The organism is Sphingosinicella sp. (assembly GCF_052388015.1).
In the GTDB taxonomy this organism is placed as follows: Bacteria; Pseudomonadota; Alphaproteobacteria; order Sphingomonadales; family Sphingomonadaceae; genus Allosphingosinicella.
This window is the reverse complement of record NZ_JBQTIN010000043.1, coordinates 1-23,855: the sequence shown is the minus strand read 5'-3', so window position 1 is coordinate 23,855 and position 23,855 is coordinate 1. Positions and strand designations below refer to the sequence as shown.

The following is a 23,855-nucleotide window of genomic DNA, read 5'->3' as shown; positions in this document are numbered from 1 at the left end:
GCGACGAAGTTCAGCCCCTGGGCCAGCTCGCGCACCGTCGAGCGGCGCACCGGCCCGGTCTCGGGCCCATCGCGCGCCGGCCAGGCGGAGAGGAGGAAGGCGACCCAGCGGGCATAATCGCGGGCGCTGGTCTGGACCCCGCCCATCGCCCCGAACGCGCCGTCGCGCATGTCCGGCTCGCGAGCATAGGTGTCATTTTCCCAGCGATAGCCGATCGCCCGGCGCGCCACCGGCGAGCGGGAGATGTCATAGCCGCTCGATTCCATACCCAGAGGGCGCATGATCTCCTCGCTTATATAGTCCTGATAGGGCCGACCGGAGACATTGGTGATGATCCGGCCGAGCAAGGCATAGCCGAAGTTGGAATATTCGAACGCGGTCTGCGGCGCGCGGGTGAAAGGCACGCCTTCGCGGAGGATATTGGTGAACTCGGCCTCCGTGAGCACCTGCTGCCGGTCTCCCCACGGATCGTCGGTCACGAAGCCGGCGACATGGCTGAGCAGATCGCGGACCCGGATGCGGGGACTGTCGGCGGTCGGATAGCGCCAGCGCCGAAGCTCCGGCACATAGTCCTCAGCCGGCGCGTCGAGCCTGAGCCGCCCCTCGTCGCGCAGCTTCAGGATCGCGAGCGCGGTGAACGCCTTGGACATCGAGGCGATGCGGAACAATGTGTCCGGCGTGACGACGCCCTGCGGATCGTTGGTCGGGCTGCCGAAGGTCTGGACATAAGCGAGCTGCCCGCCAGCGACGATGCCGTAGACCAGGCCCGGCACATGCTGCTCCGTCCGGTAGCGGGAGAAATAGGGGTCGAGCTCGTTGCTGATCCGCTCGATTGGCGCCTGCATCGGGCCGCCGGCGGGCGCCGGCTGTGCGGCGACCGGGGCGGCGACCGCAAGCAAGGCGGCGAAAAACATCGAACGCATTCGTCTTCCTCCCGGAGCCCGCGCCGGGATAAGCGTTCACGGCGGGCGGAACAACCGGGCCGCCGCAGGCTTGGAGCCGCGATGGATGACGATATTCTCGATTGCCTGATCGTCGGCGGCGGCCCGGCCGGGCTGACCGCCGCGATCTACCTCGCTCGCTTCCATCTCTCGCTCAAGGTGCTCGACGCCGGCGACAGCCGGGCGGCGCAAATCCCCTGCACACGCAACCATGCGGGTTTCCCGGACGGCATATCCGGCAGCGACCTGCTCGCGCTGATGAAGGTTCAGGCGCAAAAATATGGCGCCACGATCGAGACCGGGCGCGTCACCCGGATCGACCGCGACGAAGACGGCTTTCGGATCGAATGGGGGGCCGGCCCGGTGCGGGCGCGGACCGTGCTGCTCGCCACCGGAGTCCGCAACCGCCGGCCGCCGATGGAGGAGGACGAGCATGACGCAGCACTGGCGAAGGGGCTGATCCGCTACTGCCCGATCTGCGACGGCTATGAGGTCACCGACAAGCGCGTCGGCGTGATCGGCGACGACAGCCATGGCGTGGCCGAAGCGATGTTCCTGCGCGGCTACACGGCCGACCTGACCCTGATCGCTCCCGACATGGCGAACGATTTGGACCGAACCGACCGGACGACGTTGGCCGACGCGGGCATCGCCCGCGTCGACGGCCCCTGCCGTTCGATTGCGATCGACGGCGATCGGATCGCCGTGGAGACAGCGCAGGACCGGCTCCTGTTCCATTGCCTCTATCCGGCGTTGGGATCGGATGTGCGCAACGAGCTGGCCTGCCAGCTCGGCGCGGCGCTCAATGACGACAGCTGCATTCGCGTCGATGGGCACCAGCGGACAAACGTGCCCGGCCTCTACGCCGCAGGCGACGTGGTGATCGGGCTCGACCAGATCAGCCATGCGATGGGCGAAGGCGGGGTCGCGGCGACGACGATCCGCAACGATCTGGCCGAGCGGCAGCCGCTATTGCGTTAGTAGCGGTCGGCGTCGATGTCCTTGATGTCGTAGCTGTAGCTGTTCGCCGGATAGGGCAGCATGGTCGCGTTCCACGCTTCATAAGCAGCCTTAAGGGCGCTGAAGCGCTGCGGCTCGTCGGCCTTGCGGTCAGCGCGCTCGCGCTCGTCGCGGGAGAGATCGAACAGATGCTCGCGCCCGCCGAGGCGCAGATATTTCCAGTCGCCGTCGCGGATCGCCGCCTGGTCGGCGGTCCGGTGGCGCCAGAACAGCCGGCGCGCGCGAACCGGCGCGAGCCCGCGCAATGTGGGGAGCAGATCCTCGCCGTCCGGCGGGAAGCCCGGATCGGGCGCGCCGCCCGCCGCGGCGAGCAAGGTGGGCAGAAAATCCATCGACGCCATGACCTGCGGCGATGTTGCCGCCGGCAGGCCGGCGGGCCAGCGCAGGATCAATGGCACGCGGATGCCGCCTTCCAGCAGCTCGCCCTTGGCGCCGGTCAGCGGCCACATATCCGAGAAGCGGTCGCCGCCATTGTCGCTGGTGAAGACGACGAGCGTGTCGTTCGCGAGGCCGAGCCGGTCCACCGCGTCGAGCACCTTCCCGACATTTTCATCCATCGCCATCACCATCCGGGCGAAGGTGGCGAGGCTGCCGCGATTGCGGTCGAACGTGTCGGTCCAGCCGGCGGCTGCCGCCTGGTCGCCGGGCGCGACCCAAGGCGAATGCGGCGCGCTGAAATGGAGGCTGAGGAAGAACGGCCCCTGGCCGTTGCCGATCCAGCGCACCGCCTCGTCGCCGAGAATGTCGGTGAGATAGCCGGGCCTGCGCACCTGGGTGCGGTCGTCAAACAGCACATCCGGCGTCGCCGGGGTGCCGCCGGTCGGCTGCTGATAATAATTGGTGCCGCCGCCCGGATAGCCGAAGAAACGATCATAACCATAGTCGAGCGGGCCGGCGGCCGGGTTGAGGCCGATATGCCATTTGCCGATCAGCGCCGTTCGATAGCCGGCCAGCCTCAACAGCGACGGCAAGGTCGGATGGCCGGGCGGCAGCCTGAGGCTCGGGTCCAGCGTGTTGATCGGCTCCTCGAGACCGACCGGCAGGCGCTGCTGATGGCGGCCGGTGATCAGGGCGATGCGGGTCGCCGAGCAGACGCAGCTGCTCGCATAGCCCTGGGTCAGGCGGACGCCGCCGGCGGCAAGCGAGTCGATCCGCGGTGTCGGATAGTCGCGCTGGCCGTAGCAGCCGACATCCGCGTAGCCGAGATCGTCGGCGAGGATGAAGATGATGTTGGGCCGGCGCGGTGCAGCCTGGGCCAGGGCGTCGCAGCCGGCCAGGGCGCCGGCCAGCGCGAGCGCGCCGGCGCCCCGAAGGAGTTCGCGCCGATCTGTCGCCAGGATCATGGAATCGCCCCGTAAGTTATGCCCGGCGTGAGACTATTGCGCGAAGGCCTCGTCCACAACCAGGCGGTCGGCCTCGATCCGGACCGCTTTCGCGATCGGGACCATGAAGCGGCTGCCGTCCGGCCGTTCGATCTCGACGATGTCGCCGGCGCCGAAATTCTCGACCGCGACGGCCGTGCCGAGTGGACGCTCGGCATCGGTCACGCAGGGCAGGCCGATCAGGTCGGCATGATAATATTCGCCCTCTTCGAGCGGCGGCAGCGCCGCGCGCGGCACCGACAGCAACGATCCGCGCAGTGCCTCGGCGGCGGCGCGATCGGCGATCTCGGCAAAGCGGGCGATCGCGCCGGCGGAGCCGGGCCGGATCGACTTCAGGGTTAGCGGCCGATCGCCGGCGAAGAGGGTCTGCTGCCGTTTGAGGCTGTCCAGCCCCTCGGCGAACAGTTTGAGGCGGACCTCGCCGCCCACGCCATGCGCTCCGGCGACGGCGGCGAGGGTGATCTGGTTGCTACTCACTTCCCTCCCCCTTGATGGGGGAGGGTCAGGGTGGGGGTGAATGCCTCCATGCACTCGGCATGCCTCGACTGCTGACCCCACCCCCAACCCCTCCCCATCAAGGGGAGGGGATCAGATAATGCGGAGCTCAACCTCAGGCCTGCTCGGCCTTCTCCGCGCCCTCTTCGGGAGCGGCGTCGTCGCTGCCCTCGGCCGGTGCCTCGGCGGACTCGCCCTCGTTGGTCGCCTCGGCGGCAGGGGTGGCTTCAGCCTCGGCGGCCGGCGCTTCGGCTTCCTGCTCGGCCGGAGCCTCCTCGCCGGCAACGTGCTCGGCTGGCGTCTCCTCGGCCTGAGCTTCCTCAGCCGGAGCCTCTTCAGCTGCAGCCTGCTCGGCCGGGGCTTCGGCTTCAGGTGTTTCCTCGGCGGCAGTCTCTTCGGCCGGCGCCTCGGCGGTTTCGGGGGTGGCCTCCTCGATCGCCTCGGCCGCGACCTCGACGGTCTCGGCTTCAGCCTCGGGAGCCTCTTCGGCCGGCGCCGCAGTGGCCTCGGCGGCGGCGGCTTCCTTGCCAGCCCGCTCCTCGACGCGCTCCTTGGCCTTTTCGCCCGGCTCACCCTTCTTCGGGTTGTTCTTGGCGGCGCGCTCCAGAATGCCAGCGGCGTCCAGGAAGCGATGGACACGGTCTGACGGCTGCGCGCCGACGGAGAGCCAATGCTTGATGCGATCGGCGTCGAGTTTGATCCGCTCTGCGCTGTCCTTGGGAAGCAGCGGATTGTAGCTGCCGACCCGCTCGATGAACTTGCCGTCGCGCGCGTTGCGGGCGTCGGCGACGACGATCTTGTAATAGGGCCGCTTCTTCGCGCCGCCGCGCGCCAGCCTGATTGCTACTGCCATTTTTGTCGTTCCTTTCTAGAGACTTATTTCTTGAACTGATTGGGATTGAAAGGGGCGCCGCCGCCGGGAAGCCCGGGCAACCCGCCGGGCGGAAGCTGCGGCGGGCCGCCGGCTCCGCCCAGACCGCCCAGGCCGCCCATGCCGCCTCCGCCGAACAAGGCGCCGAGCTTGCCGAGCCCGCCCATCTTGCGGATCTTCTTCATCGCGGTGGACATTTCCTGATGCATCTTCAGGAGTTTGTTCACCTCCTGCACGGTGGTGCCGGAGCCCTTGGCGACGCGGATCTTGCGCTTGGCATTCAGGATGTCGGGCTTGGTCCGTTCCTTCGGCGTCATCGAGGTGATGATCGCATCAAGCCGGCCGAGCACGTTGCCCTCCAGCACGCCGCTCTCGTTGATCTGGTTCTTGATCTTGCCCATGCCGGGCATCATGCCGGCGAGCGCGCCGAGGCCGCCCATGCGTTGCATCTGCTGAAGCTGGGCGCGCAGGTCGTTGAGATCGAACTGGCCCTTGGCGAGCTTCGCCGCCATCGCTTCGGCCTCTCCGGCCTTGATCGTCTCCTGCGCCCGCTCGACCAGGCTGACGACGTCGCCCATGCCGAGGATGCGGCCGGCGACGCGCTCCGGATGGAAGGCTTCAAGCTTGTCGATGCCTTCGCCGACGCCGGCGAATTTGATCGGCTTTCCGGTGACCGCCCGCATCGACAAAGCCGCGCCGCCACGGGCATCACCGTCCATCCGGGTGAGGAAGACGCCGGTCAGCTCGATCTGATCGACGAAGCTCTTGGCGACGTTGACCGCGTCCTGTCCGGTCATCGCATCGGCGACGAGCAGAACCTCCTGCGGCTGAGACGTTTCGGCGACGGCCTTCATCTCGTCCATCAGCGCCTGATCGACGTGCAGACGGCCGGCCGTGTCGAGCATCAGCACGTCGAAACCCTGCAGCTTCGCCGCGTTGAGAGCGCGGCGGGCGATTTCGACCGGCGGCTGACCGGCGACGATGGGCAATGTGGCCACTTCCGCCTGACGGCCGAGCACCGCAAGCTGCTCCTGCGCCGCCGGCCGGGCGACGTCGAGCGAGGCCATCAGAACCTTCTTGCGCTCCTTGTCCTGGAGCCGCTTGGCGAGCTTGGCCGTGCTGGTCGTCTTACCGGAGCCCTGAAGGCCGACCATCATCACGACCGCGGGTGGCGTGACGGCGAGGTCCAGCCCCTCTTCCTCGCTGCCCAGCATCTCGACCAGGGTGTCGTGGACGATCTTGACCACCTGCTGGCCAGGCGTGACCGAGCGCAGCACCTGCTGACCCACCGCTTCCTCGGTCGCCTTGTCGACGAAGGTCCGGACGACCGGGAGCGCGACGTCGGCCTCGAGCAAAGCGATCCTGACCTCGCGCATCGCCGCGCGCACGTCGGCCTCGCTGAGCGCGCCGCGCCCGCGCAGCCGGTCGAACACGCCGGACAGACGATCGCCAAGGCTTTCGAACATCAATCGCTCCTCGCTGAAGCCGCCAAACGAAAAACGCCGGCGGGCGAAACCTCGCCGGCCAGCGTGCGCGCGTGGCGCTTCAAAACTCACCCGTGGTCGGGATGGCGGCCAGATAGCGGCAAGCGGCGAGAATCGCAAGCAGCAGCTCAGCCCTCGCGGTCGAGGACCTGCCGGACCTTGCGGGCGAGCTGATCGACCGTGAATGGCTTGGGCAGCAGGTCCACGCCCGCGTCCAGTGCGCCTTCATGGACGATTGCGTCCGGCGTGTAGCCAGTCGTGTAGAGGACCCGGAGGTCGGGCCGGGCAGTCAGCGCCTGTTCCGCCAGCTCGCGCCCGTTCATGTCGGGCATCACCACGTCGGTGAACAGCAGGTCGATGCGCGATCGCATCGCCACCATCGCCAAAGCATGATGCGCGTCCGGCGCCTGCATCACCGTGTAGCCGAGCTCGCGCAGCGCGTCCGCCGAGACATGCCGCACCCGATCGTCATCCTCCACCACCAGCACGACCTCGCCATCGGCGCGCGGCGGACCAGGCCTTTGACTCGCGTCCGTGACGGACGCGGCGTCCGCCCCGACCTCGCTTTGGTGGCGCGGCAGATAGAGCGTCACCGTCGTGCCCCGGCCGGGCTCGGAATGGATTCTGAGATCTCCTCCTGACTGGCGGATGAAACCGTGCACCTGGCTGAGACCGAGGCCCGTGCCCTTGCCCGCGCCTTTGGTGGTGAAGAAGGGATCGACGGCGCGCTCGGCGACCTCGGGCGGCATCCCCGCGCCCGTGTCGGTCACGGAAACCATTACATATTGGCCCGGAGTGACGTCGGGATGGGCTTCGGCGTAAGCCTCGTCGAGACGGCAGTTCGCGGTTTCGATCATAAGCCTGCCCCCTTCAGGCATCGCATCGCGGCCGTTGATGCAGAGGTTCAGGACGGCATTTTCCAGCTGGCCCGGATCGGCGAAGGTCAGCCACAGATCGCCGGCCAGCGCCGTCTCCATACGGACATCGTCGCCGATCGTCCGGTTCAGGATTTCCGACATGCCGCCGACCAGCTTGTTGGCGTCGATCGCCTGCGGATCGAGCGGTTGCTGGCGCGAGAAGGCAAGCAGTCGCGCGGTGAGTCGCGCTGCTCGCTGCGCGCCCTCCATCGCATTGTCCACGAGTCGCATTGCGCGCGGCGCCTCGCCATTGGCGAGCCGCTTGCTCGCCATGTCGAGAGAGCCGATCACGACGGCGAGCATATTATTGAAATCATGTGCGATTCCGCCGGTCAGCTGGCCGATCGCCTCGACCTTCTGCATCTGCCGGACGGCCGCCTCGGCGGTCTCGCGGCTTTCCGCTTCCTCGGTCAAACGGCGGTTGGTCTCGGCAAGCGCGTCGCGCGCCGTTTCCGCCTCGGCCAGGCGCTTGCGGCTCTCGCGAATGGCGAGCAGCAGCAGCAGGATCACGAGCAGCGCGCTGACGCCAAGCGCGGTCGCCGCCCAGCGCGCCTGCTGGTTGGCGTTCGCGGTCCTGAGCACGAGCAGCTGGTCCTCCTCGGCCTTCATCTCCTCCGCGACGTCGTGGAACCGGCCCATGATCGCCTGGCCGCGCAGAAAGTGTTCAGGCGGGCTGGGAACGCCGCGCCAGTAATAGGCTACGCCCAGCCGCAGATAGTGCATCCGCTCGGTCGCCAGAGCGCGCAATTGATCGAGCTGCGTGAGCTGCGCGGGATTGTCGGCGAGCTGCGCGCGCAGCCGGATGAAATCCGCCGGCAGGGCCCGCATCGCCTCCTCATAAGGCTGCAGGAAATCGCTGCGGCCGGTAAGGAGGAAGCCGCGACTGCTGGTCTCCGCCTCCTGCAGCCGCGCCGTCACCAGAGCGAGCTCGCTTTCGACGCCGAGCGTGTGATTGACCCGATCGAACGCATCTTGCTGACGGACAGTGAACCAGATCGACGTCAGCACCGAGACGATGAGCAAGGTGAAGCCCGCATAGAGGGCGAGCGGCCCGCGGCGCCGCGCGGCCGGACCTGCGCTCGCCTGCTCTGGCCCGATCATCTCCGCCCTCACGGAGCGCGGCATAGCAGCGGCGATGCGTGAATCAAACGGCGGGTGGCGCGGCGGTGGACTTGGCCCGAACCAGCACCTAGATCGCGCTCCGGCATGACCCGGTTCCGCAAGATGCACGGCCTCGGCAACGATTTCGCCATCTTCGACGCCCGCGAGGGCGCGGTGGCGATGGACGCGGCGCGGGCGCGGGTGATCGCCGACCGGCGCACCGGCGTGGGCTGCGACCAGGTGATCGTGCTCGAGCCCTCGGCGATCGCCGACGTGCGGATGCGGATCTGGAACGCCGACGGCAGCGAGGTCGAATCCTGCGGCAACGCCACGCGCTGCGTCGCGCTGCTCGGAGCGACGACGATCGAGACCGTCGGCGGCGTCCTCACCGCGCGGGCGGACGGCGGCGGGGCGACAATCGACATGGGGCAGCCCCGCTTCGGCTGGGCCGAAATCCCGCTCGCTTATGCGATGGACACGGCGGCCATGCCGGTCGGCTGGGACGGGCTTGAGGCGCCGAGCGCGGTCAACGTCGGCAACCCGCATGTCGTCTTCTTCGTTGCCGACGCCGACGCGGTGGACCTGGCCCGGCTGGGGCCGATCATCGAGCATGATCCGCTCTTCCCGGAACAGGTGAACGTCAATGTCGCGAGCATGGCGGACGGTGCGATCAAGCTCCGCGTCTGGGAACGCGGAGCGGGCCTAACCCAGGCTTGCGGCACCGGCGCCTGCGCGACCGCGGTGGCGGCGATCTCGCGCGGGCTGGCGGCGAGCCCGGTCGACGTGCGCCTGCCGGGCGGCGCGCTGACGATCGCGTGGGAAAAGGGCGGTCCGATCCGGATGACCGGCCCTGCGACCCATGTTTATGACGGCGAGCTCGTCGCATGAGCGTCGAGGTGATTACGCTCGGTTGCCGCCTCAACGCCGCGGAAAGCGAGGCGATGCGCGCTCTGACAGCCGACGCGGACGATCTGATCGTCGTCAACAGCTGCGCCGTCACCAACGAGGCGGTGCGGCAGACCCGGCAGGCGATCCGCAAGGCCAAGCGCGCCCGGCCGGACGCCCGCGTGATCGTCACCGGCTGCGCGGCGCAGGTGGAACCCGAGACCTTCGCGGCGATGCCCGAGGTGGCGCGGGTGATCGGCAATCGCGAGAAGTTCGATTTCCGCGCCTTCCTGCCCGACACCGAGCGCGTCCGCGTTTCCGACATCATGGCGGTGCGCGATACGGCGCCGCATCTCGTCGCCGGCTTCGCCGAGCGGGCGCGGGCGTTCGTTGAGGTGCAGAATGGTTGCGACCACCGCTGCACCTTCTGCATCATCCCTTACGGCCGCGGGAACAGCCGATCGGTGCCGGCCGGGCTGGTGATCGAGCGCGTGAAGGCGCTGGTCGGCGAGGGGTTTCGGGAGGTCGTGCTGACCGGCGTTGACGTGACCAGCTACGGCCCCGATTTGCCCGGCGCGCCGACGCTTGGAGCGCTGATCGAGCGCATCTTTCGTCATGTCCCCGATCTGCCGCGCCTTCGCCTCTCCTCGCTGGACTGCATCGAGCTGGACGAGCGCCTGTTCGAGCTCGCCGTCGGCGAGCCGCGCTTCATGCCCCACCTCCATATGAGCTTCCAGTCGGGCGACGATCTGATCCTCAAGCGGATGAAGCGACGGCACAGCCGCACGCAGGCGATCGAGACCGTGGCGCGATTGAAGGCGGCGCGGCCGGACATCGCGATCGGCGCCGACCTGATCGCCGGCTTTCCGACCGAGAGCGAGGCGGCGCACGAAAACTCACTCCGCCTGATCGACGAGTGCAACATCGTGATGGGGCATATCTTCCCTTATTCGCGCAAGCGCGGCACGCCCGCGGCGCGGATGCCGCAGGTGCCGGCGCCGGTGATCAAGGCGCGGGCCAAGGCGCTGCGCGAGGCGGCCGCGCGGCGCAGGACGGCGTGGCTCGAGAGCCTGGTCGGCAGCCGCCAGCGGGTGCTGATCGAGCGCGATGGGCTGGGCCATGCGGAGAATTTCGCGCCGGTGCGGGTGACGGGTTCCGGCGACGGCGAAGCGGTTGAAGCGCGGATTGCCGGCATCGAGAACGACACGTTGATCGGAGCCGCGCTTTGACCGACACGTCGTGGCTTGATCGGATGCGGAGTGGATTCGCCAAGACTTCGGACCGTCTTGGCGATAATCTTGCCGGGTTACTCACCAAATCGGCGCTTGATGAGGCGACCCTCGACAACATCGAGGAAGCCTTGGTCGCCTCCGACCTCGGCCCAGCCACCGCGGCGAAGGTCCGCGAGCGGCTCGCGTCCGAGCGTTTCGAGCGCGGGCTGGACGAGCGGGCGGTGCGCGCTGTGGTTGCCGACGAGCTGGAGAAGATACTCACGCCGGTCGCCGAGCCGCTGGAGATCGACGCCTTCCCGCGGCCGCAGGTGATTCTGGTCGTCGGCGTCAACGGCTCGGGCAAGACGACGACGATCGCCAAGCTCGCCCATCTGTTCCAGGAGCAGGACTATTCCGTCCTGCTCGCCGCCGGCGACACCTTCCGCGCCGCGGCGATCGAGCAGCTCCAGATCTGGGCCGACCGCGCCGGCGTGCCGGTGATCAAGGGGCCGGAAGGATCGGACAGCTCGGCGATCGTCTTCGACGGCGTGAAGAAGGCGACCGCCGAGGGGATCGACGTGCTGATCGTCGACACCGCCGGGCGGCTGCAGAACAAGAAGGATTTGATGGACGAGCTGGCCAAGATCCGCCGCGTGCTCGGCCGCCTGAACCCGGCCGCGCCGCACGACGTCGTGCTCGTCCTCGACGCCCAGACCGGCCAGAACGCGCTGTCGCAGATCGAGGTGTTCCGCGAAGTGGCGGGGGTGACGGGCCTCGTGATGACCAAGCTGGACGGCACCGCGCGCGGCGGCGTGATGGTCGCGGCGGCGGACCGCTACGGACTGCCGATCCATGCGATCGGCGTCGGCGAGGGGATGGACGATCTTCGCCCCTTCGACGCGGGCGAGGCGGCGCGGGCGATTGCCGGAGCGACGGCATGAGCGAGACCGTCAACCCGCCCGCGACCGAACCCCGCCGGCCCGGCCCCAGCGCGACCCTGCTGATCGATTATGGCCCGCTGATCCTCTTCTTCCTGACCAATTTCCTCGCCCCCGTCCCGGCGCTGCTGCGCATCTTCTACGCCACCGGAGTCTTCATGGCGGCGATGATCGTGGCGATGCTCTATTCGCAGATCCGCTACCGCCACATTTCGCCGATGCTGTGGTTCTCCGGCATCATGGTCGTCGTCTTCGGCGGCCTGACGCTGTGGCTGCACGACGAGCGCTTCATCAAGGTGAAGCCGACCATCTATTACACATCGGTCGCCGCCTTGCTGCTGTTCGGGCTGCTGACGAAGCGCAACCTGCTCAAGGTCGTGCTCGGCAGCGCATATCCGGGGCTGCGCGAGCAGGGCTGGTATCTGCTGACCCGGAACTGGGTGATCTTCTTCCTCGTGATGGCGGTGGTCAACGAAGCGATCTGGCGCACGACCAGCACCGAATTCTGGGCCGGATCGAAGCTCTGGCTGTTCATCCCCGCCACTTTCCTGTTCGCCGCCGCCAATGTGCCGATGCTGCTCCGCCACGGACTCGCCGACGAGCAGCCCGCCGAAATTCCGCAAGGACCGCCCGAATGAGTGACAATGTGATCTCGATCCAAGGCCTGGCCAAGACCTATGCGACCGGCGTCGAGGCGCTTAAGCCGGTCGACCTCGACATCCGCCGGGGGGAGATTTTCGCACTGCTGGGGCCGAACGGCGCCGGCAAGACGACGATGATCTCGATCGTTTGCGGCATCGTCACGCCAAGCGCTGGGACGGTGACCGTCGACGGCTTCGACCATCAACGCGATTATCGCGCCGTCCGGCGCAAGATCGGCCTGGTGCCGCAGGAGCTGCACACCGACGCATTCGAAGCCGTGATTGCCACGGTCACCTTCAGCCGCGGCCTGTTCGGCTGCGCGCCTGACCCGGCCAGGATCGAGAAGATCCTCAAAGACCTGTCGCTCTGGGACAAGCGCAAAGCGAAGATCATGGAGCTTTCGGGCGGTATGAAGCGCCGGGTGATGATCGCCAAGGCGCTGAGCCACGAGCCCGACATCCTGTTCCTCGACGAGCCGACCGCGGGCGTCGACGTCGAGCTTCGCCGCGACATGTGGAACCTGGTGCGCGAGCTGCGCGACATGGGCGTCACGATCATCCTCACCACCCATTATATCGAGGAGGCGGAGGAGATGGCCGACCGGGTCGGCGTCATCAACAAGGGCGAGCTGATCCTGGTCGAGGAGAAGAATGTCCTGATGAAGAAGCTCGGCCGCAAGGAGCTGACCCTGAACCTCTCCGACGTGATGGAGACCATTCCGCCCGAGCTTGCGGAGTGGAACCTCGAGCTCCACGCCGACGGCCATGAGCTGCTCTACGCGTTCGACGCCAATGCCGAGCGGACCGGCGTCCCCTCGCTGCTGAGGCGGATGAGCGACCTCGGCATCGGCTTCAAGGACCTCAACACGACGCAGAGCTCGCTCGAGGACATTTTCGTGAGCCTGGTGCACGAGGAGCGCGCGCGATGAACTTCAATCTCTACGGCACCTGGGCGATCTATCGCTTCGAGATGGCGCGAGCGATGCGCACGCTCTGGCAGAGCCTGGTGACGCCGGTGATCACGACCTCGCTCTATTTCGTCGTCTTCGGCGCCGCCATCGGCGGCAATATCCGCGCCGACGCGACCGGCGGCGTCGCTTATGGCGCGTTCATCGTCCCCGGCCTCATCATGCTCTCCTTGTTCACGCAGAGCATCTTCAACGCCAGCTTCGGCATCTTCTTCCCCAAATTCGTCGGCACGATCTACGAGCTCCTGTCGGCGCCGATCTCGCCGTTCGAGACGGTGATCGGCTATGTCGGCGCCGCGGCGACCAAGTCGATCGTGCTCGGCCTCGTCATCCTCGCCACCGCCGCCTTCTTCGTGCCGATCCGGATCGACCATCCATTCTGGATGATCGCCTTCCTGGTCCTGATCAGCGTCACCTTCTGCTTGTTCGGCTTCATCATCGGCATCTGGGGCCAGAATTTCGAGCAGATCCAGTTCATCCCCATGCTGATCGTGACTCCGCTCACCTTCCTGGGCGGCGCGTTCTACTCGGTCTCGATGCTGGCGGAACCCTGGCGGACGATCACCCATTTCAACCCGGTCGTCTATCTGATCGAGGGCTTCCGCTGGAGCTTCTACTCGACGACCGACATCGGCGCCGGCCTGAGCCTCGCCGCGACCCTGGGCTTCTTCTTCCTCTGCCTCGGAATCGTCTGGTGGATGTTCCGGACCGGCTACCGGCTGAAGACCTAGGCGTCGGCCAATTCGGTTGCCTCCATCTCCTGGTCGGCACGTCCGATACCTTCGCCGTCGAGATTCTGGGCGACGAACTCCCAGTTGACGATATTGCCGAGCACGCTCTCGGCGAATTTCGGCCGCTCGTTGCGATAGTCGATATAATAAGCGTGCTCCCAGACATCGAGCGTGAGCAGCGGCTTCATCCCGTCATGAACGACCGGCGTGTCGGCGTCGTGGAGCGAGGTGATGGCGAGTTTGCCGCGGTCGAGCACCAGCCAGGCCCAGCCGTTCGAGAAATGGCCGACCGCTTCCTCCTTCAATTTCGCCAGCAATTGGTCGATCGAGCCGAATTCGTCGGCGATCATGTCGGCGAGCTTGCCCAACGGGCGCTGTCCTTCCGGCGCTGCGAGGCAGCGCCAGAAGAAATTGTGGTTCCAGATCTGCGCCGCATTGTTGAACAAGCCGGTGTGGCCTCGCTCCTTGGCGCCGCGGATCACGTCGCCGAGCGAGCCCCGCGCGTCGTCGCCGAGCGCCTTGTTGACCTTGTCGACATAGGCCCGGTGATGCCTGCCGTGATGAAAATCCAAAGTCTCGGGCGACATGAAGCGGCCGAGCGTGGTCCGGGAAAAGGGAAGATCGATCAACTGAAACGCCATGTGCGCGGCTCCTCATCGGCGACATGCCGCAGGCGCGCCACCAAAGAGGCGGCCGACGGCGCAAGATGTGTCGAGAGAGGCGGCCGCGAAGCGGCGGTCGTCAGGGCTGCTCGACGACCCGGAAACGCCGCAGCTCGACGCGCGGTTCCTGCCATTCGGGCCTGAGCTCGCTCGCCCGCCGATAGTCGTCATAGGCGGCGCGGGTGTTGCCGAGCGTCTCGTTGGCGATCGCCCGGCCGTAATGGGCGAGTTCCGGCCGGCTGGTGTTGCGCTCCAGCGCGGCAGTGAACAAGGGCAGCGCCGCGGTCGGGTTCTCCATCCGGATATAGACCGCGCCCTTGTTCAGATAGGCTTCGGGCTGGCGGGGATCGAGCCGGATCGCGCTGTCGAAATCGGCCATGGCGAGGTCGACCTGATTCCGCCGGAGCCTGAGGATGCCGCGATTGACATGGGTCGCGACCACATCGTGCGCGGCGAGCGCCTCGTTCCGAAGGGCCTCGTCACATGTCCGAAGATCGCTGACATCCGGGGCAAGCCCCGAATCCGCCGCTTCGTAGCAGGCCCGGGCCGAACTGTTGCCGATCACCAGCACGCTCGCGCCGGCCGGGACGGCCACAGCGCCGAGCAAGGCGGCGAGCAGAAGCTTGCGAGAGATCATGGGACGACTCCTCAAAAAGTCAAAGCCCACACGCTCCGCACATAGCATGATCGACAGCGACCGGCCATCATAAAGCGAAGAGGGATCAGGCCGGCACCACGTCAGGCGGCGCTGCCGCGATCCAGGCTCGCCCGGCCTCGATCCTCTCCGCCTCGCGCTTCGCCATCGCCGCCACCAGCAAGCTGTCCGAGCGCGCGCCCTCAGCATAAACCGCAAGCCGGTCGTCGAGCGCCGCCGACGCCGCCGCGCGCGCCTTGAGCGCGAACCAGCGGACGCGGTCGCTGGGATGGCCGGCGGCGAAATCGGCGAGCAGGGCCGCGCCCGCTTCGCCGCCGAACTGGGCCGCGAGGGCCAGCATCGGCTCCAGCGACATGCGTGTCATCACCGCGGCAATTCGATTGGTCTCCACATCGAAGCGATACTGATCGCGGAAGGTGGCGCTCGGCGAGGTTTCGAGAATGTTGAGGGAAACCGACATGTCGTCGGCAGGAAGCTGCAAATGGATGTCGCGGTGCGCCCGGTAGAGCATCACCTTGCCGCGATCGAGCCGCGCCTTTTCCACGAATTTGAGGTTCACCGGCTCGCCGGGATAGCCGACGACCTCGCCATAATCATATTCGTAATAGTCGCTCCAATAGCCGGACCCGAGGTAGCCGACGGTCAGGAACGAGAAATTGTGGTCGTGCGGGACATGGTAGAGGAAGGGATCGGTGCCGCTGTGGCGGATCACGCTGTCCTGCATCGCCGGCCAGAAATTGGCCCGGATCAGATAGCCTGAATTGCTGACGTGCAGCATCACGACCTGGGCGCTGTACTGGTTGTCGCGGACCTGGTCGTCGCAGCGGTCCTTCAACTCCGCGATCATCAGGTCGGCGAGAAAGAAGCGGTTGTTGGCGAGTTTCTTCAGTGCCAGGCCGAAGTGGGCGAAATTGTCCTCGTCGCGCGTGTCGAGCCCGGTGGTCTCGACATGCTCGACCAGCTCGGCCAGGGTCCAGCTTTCCTGGGCATCGGCGGCAATCAAGCGGGGCATGCCGCCGCCTGCTCGTCCGGGAAGAACGTTGCCAGCGTACTGGCCGCCGCGGCGCGGACCTCGGGATGGGGATCGCCGGCCGCCATCCGCTTCAGCGCCGGCAGCGCCGCTTCCGCGTCCAGCGCCAGCATCTCGCGCATCACATGCCAGCGGGTGTAGAAACGGGGACTTTCCAGCTCCTTCTCCATCAGCGGCAGCGCATCCTCGCGGTCCATCGCCCGCAGCAGCGACACCATCATCTGGATGCGCGAGCTGACTTCGTCGGTGCTGCTGGCGCTGAGGAACCCCAGCGTCTCGCGGCTATATTCGGCCGTCACCGGCGCGCCGCCGGTACGGACCATCGCCTGCAGATAGACCATGTCCGCGCAAGCATGCTCGATCACGAAGCTCTCGCGCCGGCCGTCGATCAGGATCTCCTCGCCATCCTCCAGCCGCCGCTGGCCGACGAAGCGCGCCGTGCCCGCCTGCGCGGCGACGAAATCACTGCCGATTGCATCGGCCTCCCAGAAGGACAGGGTCGCGCCGCCGGCCTTCAGATAGCGGAACTTCGTGACCAGGCCCGAAAAGGCGATCGAGCCCTTGCCGCCATGGGCCAGCTTCTTCGCGGCGAGCTGATCGACGCCGGTCACGCCGAGCGCGATCGACAGCAGCGGATTGTTGAACAGCAGCAGCGCGCTGTGGATGTCGCCCGACAGCGGATAGAAAGGCGGCCGGAAGAAAGGATCGGCGCGGCAGCCGGCGATCATGTCGTCGAACAGACGGGCATGGGTTGCCGTGTTGTCCATGAAGTCGTCGGCGAGCGCGAGAATGGCGTCCGGCGTCGGCGCGTCCAGCTCCGAAAGCTTGCGCTCGAGCTGGGTCATCAACGGATCGAGGCCCCATTTCGCCGCGCTCTCCAGAACCCGCGCATAAGACGCCTGCTGCGCCTGCGGGTCGGCCAGCCAGGCGGCCAAAGCGGGGCTCGGGATCATCGGGCGAGCTTAGCCGGAACGGGAAAGGGGCGGAAGCGCGATGCGCTTCCGCCCCTCATCCCTGAAATCAACTGGACGCTTAGAGCGCCATGATGATCGCGACGACGATGCCGAGGCACAGGGGGCCGGCGACCTCCTGCTGCTTGACCGCGCCGTGGATGCCGACGCTGGTGCCCAGCTCGGGCAGTTTCGCGATGTCGATCTTCTTCGTCATGTCCCAACTCCCTCTGAAAAATGTCCTATTCGTTCGAAGGAAGAGCTTGAGCACCTCGCTTGGCCAAAAGCTTTCCGGCGGGTGTCCGGCCGGGCGGTGCTCAAGCCTTCCTCGCACCCTTAGTCGCGGCGTCTCCGGATTCATGTCGCATGGTTACCAAAAATTTTACGATTTCTTTAAATAGCTTGTTAACTCAGTGTCTTAGCCGTCGCATTTTTTCCGGTGCCGGCGGGCGGTTGAGCCGGCGTCGTTACTGGTGCATCACGACCGCCGATGGACAGGAGCGCGCAGAACAGCGGCACGACCGAGGTGCGCGACGCCCATCGCTTCGATGCGGAACGACTGGAGCGCTGGCTGATCGAGCATGTCGAGGGTTATGCCGGCCCGCTCACCATCGAGCAGTTCAAAGGCGGTCAATCCAACCCGACCTACAAATTGGTCACGCCGTCCCGCGCCTATGTGCTGCGGCGCAAGCCGCCGGGCCGCCTCCTGCCCGGCGCCCACGCGGTGGACCGCGAATATCGGGTGATCACGGCGCTGGGCCGCCAAAGCTTCCCGGTCGCGGGCACTTTCGGCCTGAGCGAGGACGAGAGCGTCATTGGCACGCCCTTCTACGTGATGGAGATGGTCGAGGGCCGGATCTTCTGGGAGCCGACCTTCCCGGACGTGCCGATCGCGGACCGCCCCGCCTATTTCGACGCGATGAACGCGACGATCGCCGCGCTTCACAATATCGACCCCGCCGCCGCCGGCCTCGCCGACTATGGCAAGCCAGGCAATTATTTCGCGCGCCAGATCGGGCGCTGGTCGAAGCAATATCTGGAGGACGTCGAGGCCGGGCGGGTCGCGGCGATGGACCGGCTGGTCGCCTGGCTGCCGGAAAACATCCCGGCCGACGAGGCGCAGTCACGGGTCATCCATGGCGATTTCCGCTGCGACAACATGATCTTCCACGCCGAGCGGCCAGAGGTGCTGGCGGTGCTCGACTGGGAGCTGTCGACGCTCGGCCATCCGCTCGCCGATTTCTCCTATCATCTGATGATGTACCGCCTGCCGCACGGCATGAGCTCGGGGCTCGGCGGGCTCGATCTCGCGACGCTGAACATCCCCTCCGAGGCGGATTATGTCGCCGCTTATTGCCGGCGGACCGGGCGCGAGGGCCTTCCCGACCTCGATTTCTACATGGCCTTCAACCTCTTCCGCCTCGCCGCGATTCTCCACGGGATCAAGGGCCGCTATGTGCGCGGCAACGCCTCCTCCGCCCATGCCGCGGCGATGATCGAGGGACTGGAGCCGCTCGCCGAGCTCGCCTGGGCGCAAGCCGTGAAGGCGGGAGCGCGCTGAGATGGCCGAAACGGACGCCGCCCGCCGCAGCCTGTTGCGCTATCTGAGGCAGATCGGCTGGCCGCGCCTGCTCGCCTGCCTGCTCATCCTCGCCGCCGGGCTTTATTTGGCCCGCTTCGGCTGGACCGTGCCGCTCGCCGGCGATGCGGAGCGCGCCCTGTACGACACGCGCTTCTTCGCTCACGCCGACGAAACGGCCGAGCCCAGCGAGCAGATCGCCCTCGTCGTCTACAACGACGCGACGCTCGAGGGGCTGCGCAAGCGCTCGCCGCTCGACCGGCGAACGCTGGCCCGCGCGCTCGCCGTGCTCAACCGGGTGAACGTGCGCTCGATCGGCATCGATATCCTGATCGACCAGGTGCAGGACGAGGACGAGGAGCTGATCGCCGTCTTCCGCGCAATGCGGGTGCCGACCTGGCTCGCCTTCGCAACGCACGCGGTCAACCCAAGCCAGATAGAGCCCGAACAGGAGCGTTTCCTGCGCGAGTTCTTCCGTCGCATCGGGCCGGGACAGGTCCGGCCGGCGAGCATCATGATGGCACCCGATCTGGCGGACGGCGTGATGCGCCGCTGGCCGGTCCTCAACCCCGATCTGCCGCCGCGCCTCGCCAATGCGATGACCTCGGCCAATCCCGCATTCGACACCTACACCGGCATGGTCGACTACCGGCTCGTCGACCCGGGCGATTCCAACAATGTCCGCTTCCCCAAAATCTCGATCGAGACACTCGCGATGGTCGAGGAGTTGCCCGCCGATGCACGGCCTTTGGTGGAGGCGGGTTTCCGCGAGCAGCTTCAGGGCCGCTACGTGCTGATCGGCGGCGACATCAACGACCTCGACGATTTCAGGACGCCGATGACCCGGTTCGCGCGCGGCTGGACCAAGGGGATCGAGGTCCACGCCCAGATGCTGCAGCAGCAGCTGGACGGCCGGATGCCGGCGCCGATTTCCGGTTGGATCATGTGGCTTGCCGCTCTTCTCGTCGTCGCCGGCGGCGCGCTGACCAGCCTGTTCGAGCGCGGCTGGCGGCTGGGCATCGCCCTTGTCCTGCAGCTCGCCGTGATCGCCGGCCTGCCCTTCCTGCTCGCGCTCTGGGATTTCGACACGCTCGGCCTGCCCGCTTTCGGTTGGGGCGGCGGCTGGCTGCTCGCCTTTTTGGGCGTCGGCTTGGCGGCGCGGGCGATCGGCGCCGAGCAGAAGCGTTTCGCCCAATCGGCGCTCGGCAAATATCTCCCGAAGGACATCGCCAACGAGATCCTGCGCGATCCCGACCGGCTGGCGCTGCGCGGCGAGCGGACGCAAATCTATGCCTTGTTCACCGATCTGGAGGGCTTCACCAAGCTCTCCCACGCGATCACGCCGGAGCAGCTTTCGGAGCTGCTCAATTCCTATCTCGACCTGATGAGCGAGATCGTGCTTCGCCACGGCGGGACGATCGACAAGTTCGTCGGCGACGCCGTCGTCGCCTTCTGGGGCGCGCCGATCGCCCGGCCGGACGACGCCGAGCGCGCGCTCAAGGCGGCGATCGCGATGCAGGAGGGCGGCGACGTTTTCGCGGCGGGCGCGGGCCCGGACGTGCCGCCGGTCGGCTCCACCCGCGTCGGCCTGCATTTCGGCGATGCGGTGGTCGGCAATTTCGGCGGCGAGGGCCGCATCCAGTATACCGCGTTCGGCGACGGCATGAACACCGCCGCGCGGCTCGAATCGGCGAACAAGCAGCTGCACACGATCGCGCTGATCAGCGACGAGGCGAAGACGCGCGCCGGCCTCGATCTGCTCCGGCCGATGGGCCGGATCGAGCTGATCGGCCGGTCCACGCCGATCGTGGTCTGGGAGCCCGCGACCAGGATGGAGCCCGCGCTTCGCGACGAGCTTTGCGAGCTGTGGGCGCGCTTCGACGGCGGGGATGTTTCGGCGCTGGAACGGTTCAGGGAAATTTCAGGTGCGCACGCGGATGATGAAGCGCTCGCTCATTTCGTGTATAGAACGGAAGCAGCAGGTCCAGGAGGTCACTTTGTCTTGGGTTCAAAGTAAGCTTACGCGCCGCCTCGGCGCCGCCGCCTTGCTCGCGCTCGCCGCGGGTCCCGCAATGGCCAACGTGCTGGTTGTCCGCTCCGCCGGCCCCTCCGCGCAGTCATACCGGCCCGGCCGGTCGCTGGGCGACAATGAGGCGTTCACCTTGCGGGCCGGCGACACCGTCGTGGTCCTGTCCTCGCGCGGCACCCGCGCCTTTCAGGGGCCGGGCACGTTCCGGTCCACGCAAGCCGGCACCCAGGTCGCGAGCAACAGCGGCGCCCGTATCGGCGCGGTGCGCAGCGCCGGGCTTGACCCGAACATGCCGCAGCCCTCGATCTGGCAGATCGACGTGAGCGCGGGCGGCACCGTCTGCCTGACCAGCGCGACCGGCGCGACCCTCTGGCGGCCCGACCACAGCGGCGCGACACGGCTGTCGATCCGCGGCCCGAGCGGCGCAAGCCAGCAGGCGACCTGGCCAGCCGGCGCGGCGACTTTGGCATGGCCGAGTGCAATGCCGATCGCCAACAATGCCAGCTACGAGCTGACCCAGGCCGGCACCGCGGTTCCGACCCGGGTCCAGGTCAAGCTGATCGGCCCGGTCTCGACCGAATATCAGGCGATGGCGGACACGCTGATCCGCAACGGCTGCCAGCAGCAGCTCGACCTCCTGGTCGACAGCCTGCCGGGAATGTAGGCGGCGGGCGGCGCGAACCGCCCGCTATCCCCCTAACGCGCGCCCGTCGGGAAGCCCCGCCGCCGGAGCAGCGCGTCCACGTCCGGATCGCGGCCGCGGAAGGCGCGATAGGCCTCGGCGCGGTCGGTCTCGTTGCCGGTCGAGAGCAGCACCTCGGCGAAGCGCCGCGCGGTCGCCGGGTCCCAGACATTGCCCGCCGCCTCGAACGCCGCCCAGGTGTCGGCGTCCATCGTCTCCGACCAGAGGTAGGAATAATAGCCGGCCGAATAAGCGTCGGACGAGAAGAGGTGGCCGAATTGCGGCAGCCGGTGCCGCATCACGATCTCGCGCGGCATGCCCAAACGGGTGAGCGTCTCGCGCTCGAACGCGTCGGGATCGACCTCGCCGTCCGGCCGGACATGGAGCGCCATGTCGACCAGCGCCGACGAGAGATATTCGACGGTGTCGAAGCCCTGATTGAACTGCTGCGCCGCGAGGATCCGCTGCACCAGCGCCCGCGGCATCGGCTCGTTGGTCCGGTAATGCCGCGCATAGCGGCTGAGGATTTCCGGCGTCAGCAGCCAGTTCTCGTGCACCTGGCTCGGATATTCGACGAAGTCGCGCGGCGTGCCGGCGAGCGTCGGATAGCGGGTGTTCGACAGCAGCGAATGGATGGCGTGGCCAAACTCATGGAAAAGCGTGCTGGCGTCGTCGAGGCTGACCAGCACCGGCTGGCCGTCCGCCGGACGGATGAAATTGTTGTTGTTGGAGGCGAGCACGAGCCGGTCGCCGAGCAGGCCTGATCGGCCGCGATAGGCGGTCGCCCAGGCGCCCGAGCGCTTGCCGGTGCGCGCGAACATGTCGCCGTAGAAGACGCCGACGTCCTGCCCCTCGGCGTTCGTCACCCGCCAGGTGCGGATGTCGCGATGCCAGACCGGCACCTGGCCGCTATTCTCCTGGAAGCGCAGCCCATAGAGCTGCCCCGCCATATGGAACATGCCCTCGATCAGGTTCGAGAGCTGGAAATAGGGTTTGATCTCGTCCTGGGAGAGATTGTAGCGGTCCCGCCGGATGCGCTCCATGTAATAGCGATAATCCCAGGGCTCGATGGTGATGTTCTGGCCCTGCCGCCGGGCGAGCGCCTGCTGCTCGGCGACCTCCTCGCGGACCCGCGCGACCGCCGCCGGCCAGACCCGCTCCATCAGCGCCTGCGCCCGGTCCGGGGTGTGCGCCATCGTGTCCTGCATCCGCCAATGCGCGTGGCTGGCATAGCCGAGGAGCCGGGCGCGCTGGGCGCGAACCCGGACGATCTCGCGGATCGTGGCGTTATTGTCGTTCGCATTGCCGTTGTCGCCGCGATTGACGAAGGCGCGCCAGACACGTTCACGCAGCGCCCTGTTGTCGCCGAAGGTCAGCACCGGATCGACCGCCGATCGGGTGTTGACGATCGCATACTGGCCGGCCGGCAGGTTGCGCTCGCGCGCCGCCGAAGCCGCGGCGTTGCGGATATCTTCGGGCACGCCGGCCAGCTCCGCCTCGGTCGCCGTGATGAAGGTCTGCTCGTCGGCGAGAAGATGCTCGCTGAACTGTGAGAAAAGGCGCGCAAGCTGCTGGTTGTAGGCGGAAAGCTGCTGCTTCTGCTCGGGATTGAGCTGGGCGCCGCGCCGGACGAACTGCTCGTACTGGCGCGTCACCAGCCGCTGCTGCAATGGGTCGAGTCCCGAGCGCTCCCTCGCTTCGTAGAGGGCGCGGATGCGCTGGAAGAGGCGCGGGTTGAGCACGATCTCGTCGAATGCCGCCGCCAGCCGCGGCCCCCATTCGCGCTGCACGGCCTGATATTGCGGGTTGGTCATGTTCGAGGTCATCACCCCGAACACGGCGCCAACTCGCCCGAGCCGCCGGCCGGCGCGCTCCATCGCCTCGATCGTGTTGGCGAAGGTCGGCGCGGCCCGATTGTCGGCGATCGCGGCGATCTCCCGCCGCTGCTCGGCGATGGCATATTCGAAAGCTGGGCCGAACAGCTCCGGGGTCACCCGGTCGAAGGGCGGCAGGCCGTCATAAGCGCCGGGCCAGTCGGCGAGCAGCACATTGTCCGGCATCGTCCGGCTCGCCTCGGCCTTCGCCGCCTCAGGCTGCGTGGACTGGGCCATCAAAGCACTCGCGCCAAGCGCGGCCAGCGCCGCGCCGCTCAACAGGATCGTCTTCACCTATCGTCTCCATCGCTCGTCGATCGCCGCCGCGTTGAGCCCAGGGCGTCGGCTTGCCGCCGCTCCTGCGGCAAAGTTGTCGGCAATTCAATGCGGCCATGGATCAGGTGCGGCGGATCACCAGGTTCCGGATCTCGGTCATGTCCTCCATCGCGAAGCGGACGCCTTCGCGGCCGAGGCCAGACTCTTTGACTCCGCCATAAGGCATATTGTCGACGCGGTAGCTCGGCACGTCGTTGATCACCACGCCGCCGACGTCGAGCCGGTCCCAGGCGTCGAACATCTGGAAGAGGTCGCGGGTGAAGACGCCGGCCTGCAGCCCGAACTTGCTATCATTCACGATCTCAAGAGCGTGGTTGAAGTCGTTGAACTTGATCAGGAAAGCGACGGGACCGAACGCCTCCTCGATGTTGATCTTGGTGTCGCGATCGACATTTTCGAGCAGGGTCGCTTCGAGCATCGCGCCGTCGCGCTTGCCGCCGCAGAGCAGGGTGGCACCCTTTTCGACCGCTTCC

General features: G+C 67.2%; 22 protein-coding genes and 1 pseudogene. 10 read left to right on the top strand and 13 right to left on the bottom strand.

The features are described from left to right. On the bottom strand, positions 1-923 hold a 923-nt coding region (locus tag ACT4N3_RS03990), incomplete at its 3' end, for a serine hydrolase domain-containing protein (protein WP_444853916.1). Between the two features lie 81 nt (positions 924-1,004). On the opposite strand from ACT4N3_RS03990, the gene ACT4N3_RS03985 reads away from it, so the two are divergent. Further along, positions 1,005-1,922, top strand: a complete 918-nt coding sequence (locus ACT4N3_RS03985) for an NAD(P)/FAD-dependent oxidoreductase (RefSeq protein ID WP_444853915.1) — start codon at positions 1,005-1,007, stop codon at positions 1,920-1,922. Here the strand turns inward: ACT4N3_RS03985 and ACT4N3_RS03980 are convergent. From ACT4N3_RS03980 to ACT4N3_RS03960, 5 genes and pseudogenes are all read right to left on the bottom strand, one after another. Beyond that, the gene (locus ACT4N3_RS03980; protein WP_444853914.1) at positions 1,919-3,304 is read right to left on the bottom strand and encodes a sulfatase-like hydrolase/transferase; all 1,386 of its coding nucleotides are present in this window, start codon (positions 3,302-3,304) and stop codon (positions 1,919-1,921) included. The genes ACT4N3_RS03985 and ACT4N3_RS03980 overlap by 4 nt on opposite strands. 33 nt (positions 3,305-3,337) lie before the next feature. Further along, on the bottom strand, positions 3,338-3,820 hold the full coding sequence (gene rimM / locus ACT4N3_RS03975; protein ID WP_444853913.1) for a ribosome maturation factor RimM: 483 nt from the start codon (positions 3,818-3,820) through the stop codon (positions 3,338-3,340). 382 nt (positions 3,821-4,202) lie between these two features. Further along, positions 4,203-4,691 (bottom strand): annotated as a pseudogene (rpsP, locus tag ACT4N3_RS03970) (30S ribosomal protein S16); the annotation flags it as partial. 23 nt (positions 4,692-4,714) lie between these two features. Continuing rightward, complete coding sequence (gene ffh, locus ACT4N3_RS03965) at positions 4,715-6,175, bottom strand: signal recognition particle protein (RefSeq protein ID WP_444853912.1); 1,461 nt, start codon at positions 6,173-6,175, stop codon at positions 4,715-4,717. A gap of 146 nt (positions 6,176-6,321) precedes the next feature. Then, a complete protein-coding gene (locus ACT4N3_RS03960; RefSeq protein ID WP_444853911.1) occupies positions 6,322-8,223 on the bottom strand; it encodes a CHASE3 domain-containing protein in 1,902 nt (633 codons plus the stop codon). Between the two features lie 93 nt (positions 8,224-8,316). Between ACT4N3_RS03960 and dapF the strand changes: the two genes are divergently transcribed. The 6 genes from dapF to ACT4N3_RS03930 are packed head-to-tail and all read left to right on the top strand — an operon-like array spanning position 8,317 to position 13,585. Continuing rightward, the gene (gene dapF, locus ACT4N3_RS03955; RefSeq protein WP_444853910.1) at positions 8,317-9,099 is read left to right on the top strand and encodes a diaminopimelate epimerase; all 783 of its coding nucleotides are present in this window, start codon (positions 8,317-8,319) and stop codon (positions 9,097-9,099) included. Further along, complete coding sequence (gene mtaB / locus ACT4N3_RS03950) at positions 9,096-10,325, top strand: tRNA (N(6)-L-threonylcarbamoyladenosine(37)-C(2))-methylthiotransferase MtaB (RefSeq protein WP_444853909.1); 1,230 nt, start codon at positions 9,096-9,098, stop codon at positions 10,323-10,325. The genes dapF and mtaB overlap by 4 nt, the downstream gene beginning before the upstream one ends. 23 nt (positions 10,326-10,348) lie before the next feature. Further along, entirely contained in the window at positions 10,349-11,248 is a 900-nt protein-coding gene (gene ftsY, locus ACT4N3_RS03945) for a signal recognition particle-docking protein FtsY (RefSeq protein WP_444853908.1), read from the top strand. Further along, the gene (locus ACT4N3_RS03940) at positions 11,245-11,883 is read left to right on the top strand and encodes an inner membrane-spanning protein YciB (protein WP_444853907.1); all 639 of its coding nucleotides are present in this window, start codon (positions 11,245-11,247) and stop codon (positions 11,881-11,883) included. The genes ftsY and ACT4N3_RS03940 overlap by 4 nt, the downstream gene beginning before the upstream one ends. Next, positions 11,880-12,815, top strand: a complete 936-nt coding sequence (locus ACT4N3_RS03935; protein ID WP_444853906.1) for an ABC transporter ATP-binding protein — start codon at positions 11,880-11,882, stop codon at positions 12,813-12,815. The genes ACT4N3_RS03940 and ACT4N3_RS03935 overlap by 4 nt, the downstream gene beginning before the upstream one ends. After that, entirely contained in the window at positions 12,812-13,585 is a 774-nt protein-coding gene (locus ACT4N3_RS03930) for an ABC transporter permease (RefSeq protein ID WP_444853905.1), read from the top strand. The genes ACT4N3_RS03935 and ACT4N3_RS03930 overlap by 4 nt, the downstream gene beginning before the upstream one ends. On the opposite strand, the gene ACT4N3_RS03925 is transcribed toward ACT4N3_RS03930, so the two are convergent. From ACT4N3_RS03925 to ACT4N3_RS03905, 5 genes are all read right to left on the bottom strand, one after another. Further along, positions 13,582-14,226 (bottom strand): superoxide dismutase, encoded by a 645-nt coding sequence (locus tag ACT4N3_RS03925; RefSeq protein WP_444853904.1) that lies wholly within the window; start codon positions 14,224-14,226, stop codon positions 13,582-13,584. The genes ACT4N3_RS03930 and ACT4N3_RS03925 overlap by 4 nt on opposite strands. A 100-nt stretch (positions 14,227-14,326) precedes the next feature. Beyond that, positions 14,327-14,884 (bottom strand): tetratricopeptide repeat protein, encoded by a 558-nt coding sequence (locus ACT4N3_RS03920; RefSeq protein ID WP_444853903.1) that lies wholly within the window; start codon positions 14,882-14,884, stop codon positions 14,327-14,329. Between the two features lie 85 nt (positions 14,885-14,969). Continuing rightward, on the bottom strand, positions 14,970-15,914 hold the full coding sequence (locus ACT4N3_RS03915) for a transposase (RefSeq protein ID WP_444853902.1): 945 nt from the start codon (positions 15,912-15,914) through the stop codon (positions 14,970-14,972). Beyond that, on the bottom strand, positions 15,902-16,885 hold the full coding sequence (locus ACT4N3_RS03910) for a HEAT repeat domain-containing protein (RefSeq protein ID WP_444853901.1): 984 nt from the start codon (positions 16,883-16,885) through the stop codon (positions 15,902-15,904). Before ACT4N3_RS03910 ends, ACT4N3_RS03915 begins: the two co-directional genes overlap by 13 nt. A gap of 79 nt (positions 16,886-16,964) precedes the next feature. Further along, positions 16,965-17,099, bottom strand: coding sequence for a hypothetical protein (locus tag ACT4N3_RS03905; protein WP_444853900.1), 135 nt, complete (start codon positions 17,097-17,099; stop codon positions 16,965-16,967). 273 nt (positions 17,100-17,372) lie between these two features. Here ACT4N3_RS03905 and ACT4N3_RS03900 point away from each other — a divergent pair, with 273 nt between their 5' ends. Genes ACT4N3_RS03900 through ACT4N3_RS03890 form a run of 3 tightly spaced genes read left to right on the top strand, consistent with a single transcriptional unit; the run spans position 17,373 to position 21,154 of the window. Further along, on the top strand, positions 17,373-18,443 hold the full coding sequence (locus ACT4N3_RS03900) for a phosphotransferase (RefSeq protein WP_444853899.1): 1,071 nt from the start codon (positions 17,373-17,375) through the stop codon (positions 18,441-18,443). Position 18,444: 1 nt separating this feature from the next. Next, a complete protein-coding gene (locus ACT4N3_RS03895) occupies positions 18,445-20,478 on the top strand; it encodes a CHASE2 domain-containing protein (RefSeq protein WP_444853898.1) in 2,034 nt (677 codons plus the stop codon). A gap of 55 nt (positions 20,479-20,533) precedes the next feature. Beyond that, on the top strand, positions 20,534-21,154 hold the full coding sequence (locus ACT4N3_RS03890; protein ID WP_444853897.1) for a hypothetical protein: 621 nt from the start codon (positions 20,534-20,536) through the stop codon (positions 21,152-21,154). Between the two features lie 32 nt (positions 21,155-21,186). Here ACT4N3_RS03890 and ACT4N3_RS03885 read toward each other — a convergent pair whose 3' ends face one another. Both ACT4N3_RS03885 and ACT4N3_RS03880 read right to left on the bottom strand, forming a co-directional pair. Beyond that, the gene (locus ACT4N3_RS03885; RefSeq protein ID WP_444853896.1) at positions 21,187-23,340 is read right to left on the bottom strand and encodes a M3 family metallopeptidase; all 2,154 of its coding nucleotides are present in this window, start codon (positions 23,338-23,340) and stop codon (positions 21,187-21,189) included. Positions 23,341-23,443: 103 nt separating this feature from the next. Further along, positions 23,444-23,855, bottom strand: a 412-nt coding sequence (locus ACT4N3_RS03880; RefSeq protein ID WP_444853895.1) for an aldehyde dehydrogenase family protein, incomplete at its 5' end; no start/stop codon positions are given.

Coding starts and splice junctions, on each gene's coding strand:
- ACT4N3_RS03905 (WP_444853900.1), bottom strand. CDS start 17,099: ATGACGAAGAAGATCGACATCGCGAAACTGCCCGAGCTGGGCACCAGC.
- ACT4N3_RS03930 (WP_444853905.1), top strand. CDS start 12,812: ATGAACTTCAATCTCTACGGCACCTGGGCGATCTATCGCTTCGAGATG.
- dapF (WP_444853910.1), top strand. CDS start 8,317: ATGACCCGGTTCCGCAAGATGCACGGCCTCGGCAACGATTTCGCCATC.
- ACT4N3_RS03940 (WP_444853907.1), top strand. CDS start 11,245: ATGAGCGAGACCGTCAACCCGCCCGCGACCGAACCCCGCCGGCCCGGC.
- ffh (WP_444853912.1), bottom strand. CDS start 6,175: ATGTTCGAAAGCCTTGGCGATCGTCTGTCCGGCGTGTTCGACCGGCTG.
- ACT4N3_RS03890 (WP_444853897.1), top strand. CDS start 20,534: ATGGCCAACGTGCTGGTTGTCCGCTCCGCCGGCCCCTCCGCGCAGTCA.
- ACT4N3_RS03910 (WP_444853901.1), bottom strand. CDS start 16,885: ATGATCCCGAGCCCCGCTTTGGCCGCCTGGCTGGCCGACCCGCAGGCG.
- mtaB (WP_444853909.1), top strand. CDS start 9,096: ATGAGCGTCGAGGTGATTACGCTCGGTTGCCGCCTCAACGCCGCGGAA.
- ACT4N3_RS03980 (WP_444853914.1), bottom strand. CDS start 3,304: ATGATCCTGGCGACAGATCGGCGCGAACTCCTTCGGGGCGCCGGCGCG.
- ACT4N3_RS03925 (WP_444853904.1), bottom strand. CDS start 14,226: ATGGCGTTTCAGTTGATCGATCTTCCCTTTTCCCGGACCACGCTCGGC.
- ACT4N3_RS03985 (WP_444853915.1), top strand. CDS start 1,005: ATGGATGACGATATTCTCGATTGCCTGATCGTCGGCGGCGGCCCGGCC.
- ftsY (WP_444853908.1), top strand. CDS start 10,349: ATGCGGAGTGGATTCGCCAAGACTTCGGACCGTCTTGGCGATAATCTT.
- ACT4N3_RS03895 (WP_444853898.1), top strand. CDS start 18,445: ATGGCCGAAACGGACGCCGCCCGCCGCAGCCTGTTGCGCTATCTGAGG.
- ACT4N3_RS03920 (WP_444853903.1), bottom strand. CDS start 14,884: ATGATCTCTCGCAAGCTTCTGCTCGCCGCCTTGCTCGGCGCTGTGGCC.
- ACT4N3_RS03915 (WP_444853902.1), bottom strand. CDS start 15,914: ATGCCCCGCTTGATTGCCGCCGATGCCCAGGAAAGCTGGACCCTGGCC.
- ACT4N3_RS03900 (WP_444853899.1), top strand. CDS start 17,373: ATGGACAGGAGCGCGCAGAACAGCGGCACGACCGAGGTGCGCGACGCC.
- ACT4N3_RS03935 (WP_444853906.1), top strand. CDS start 11,880: ATGAGTGACAATGTGATCTCGATCCAAGGCCTGGCCAAGACCTATGCG.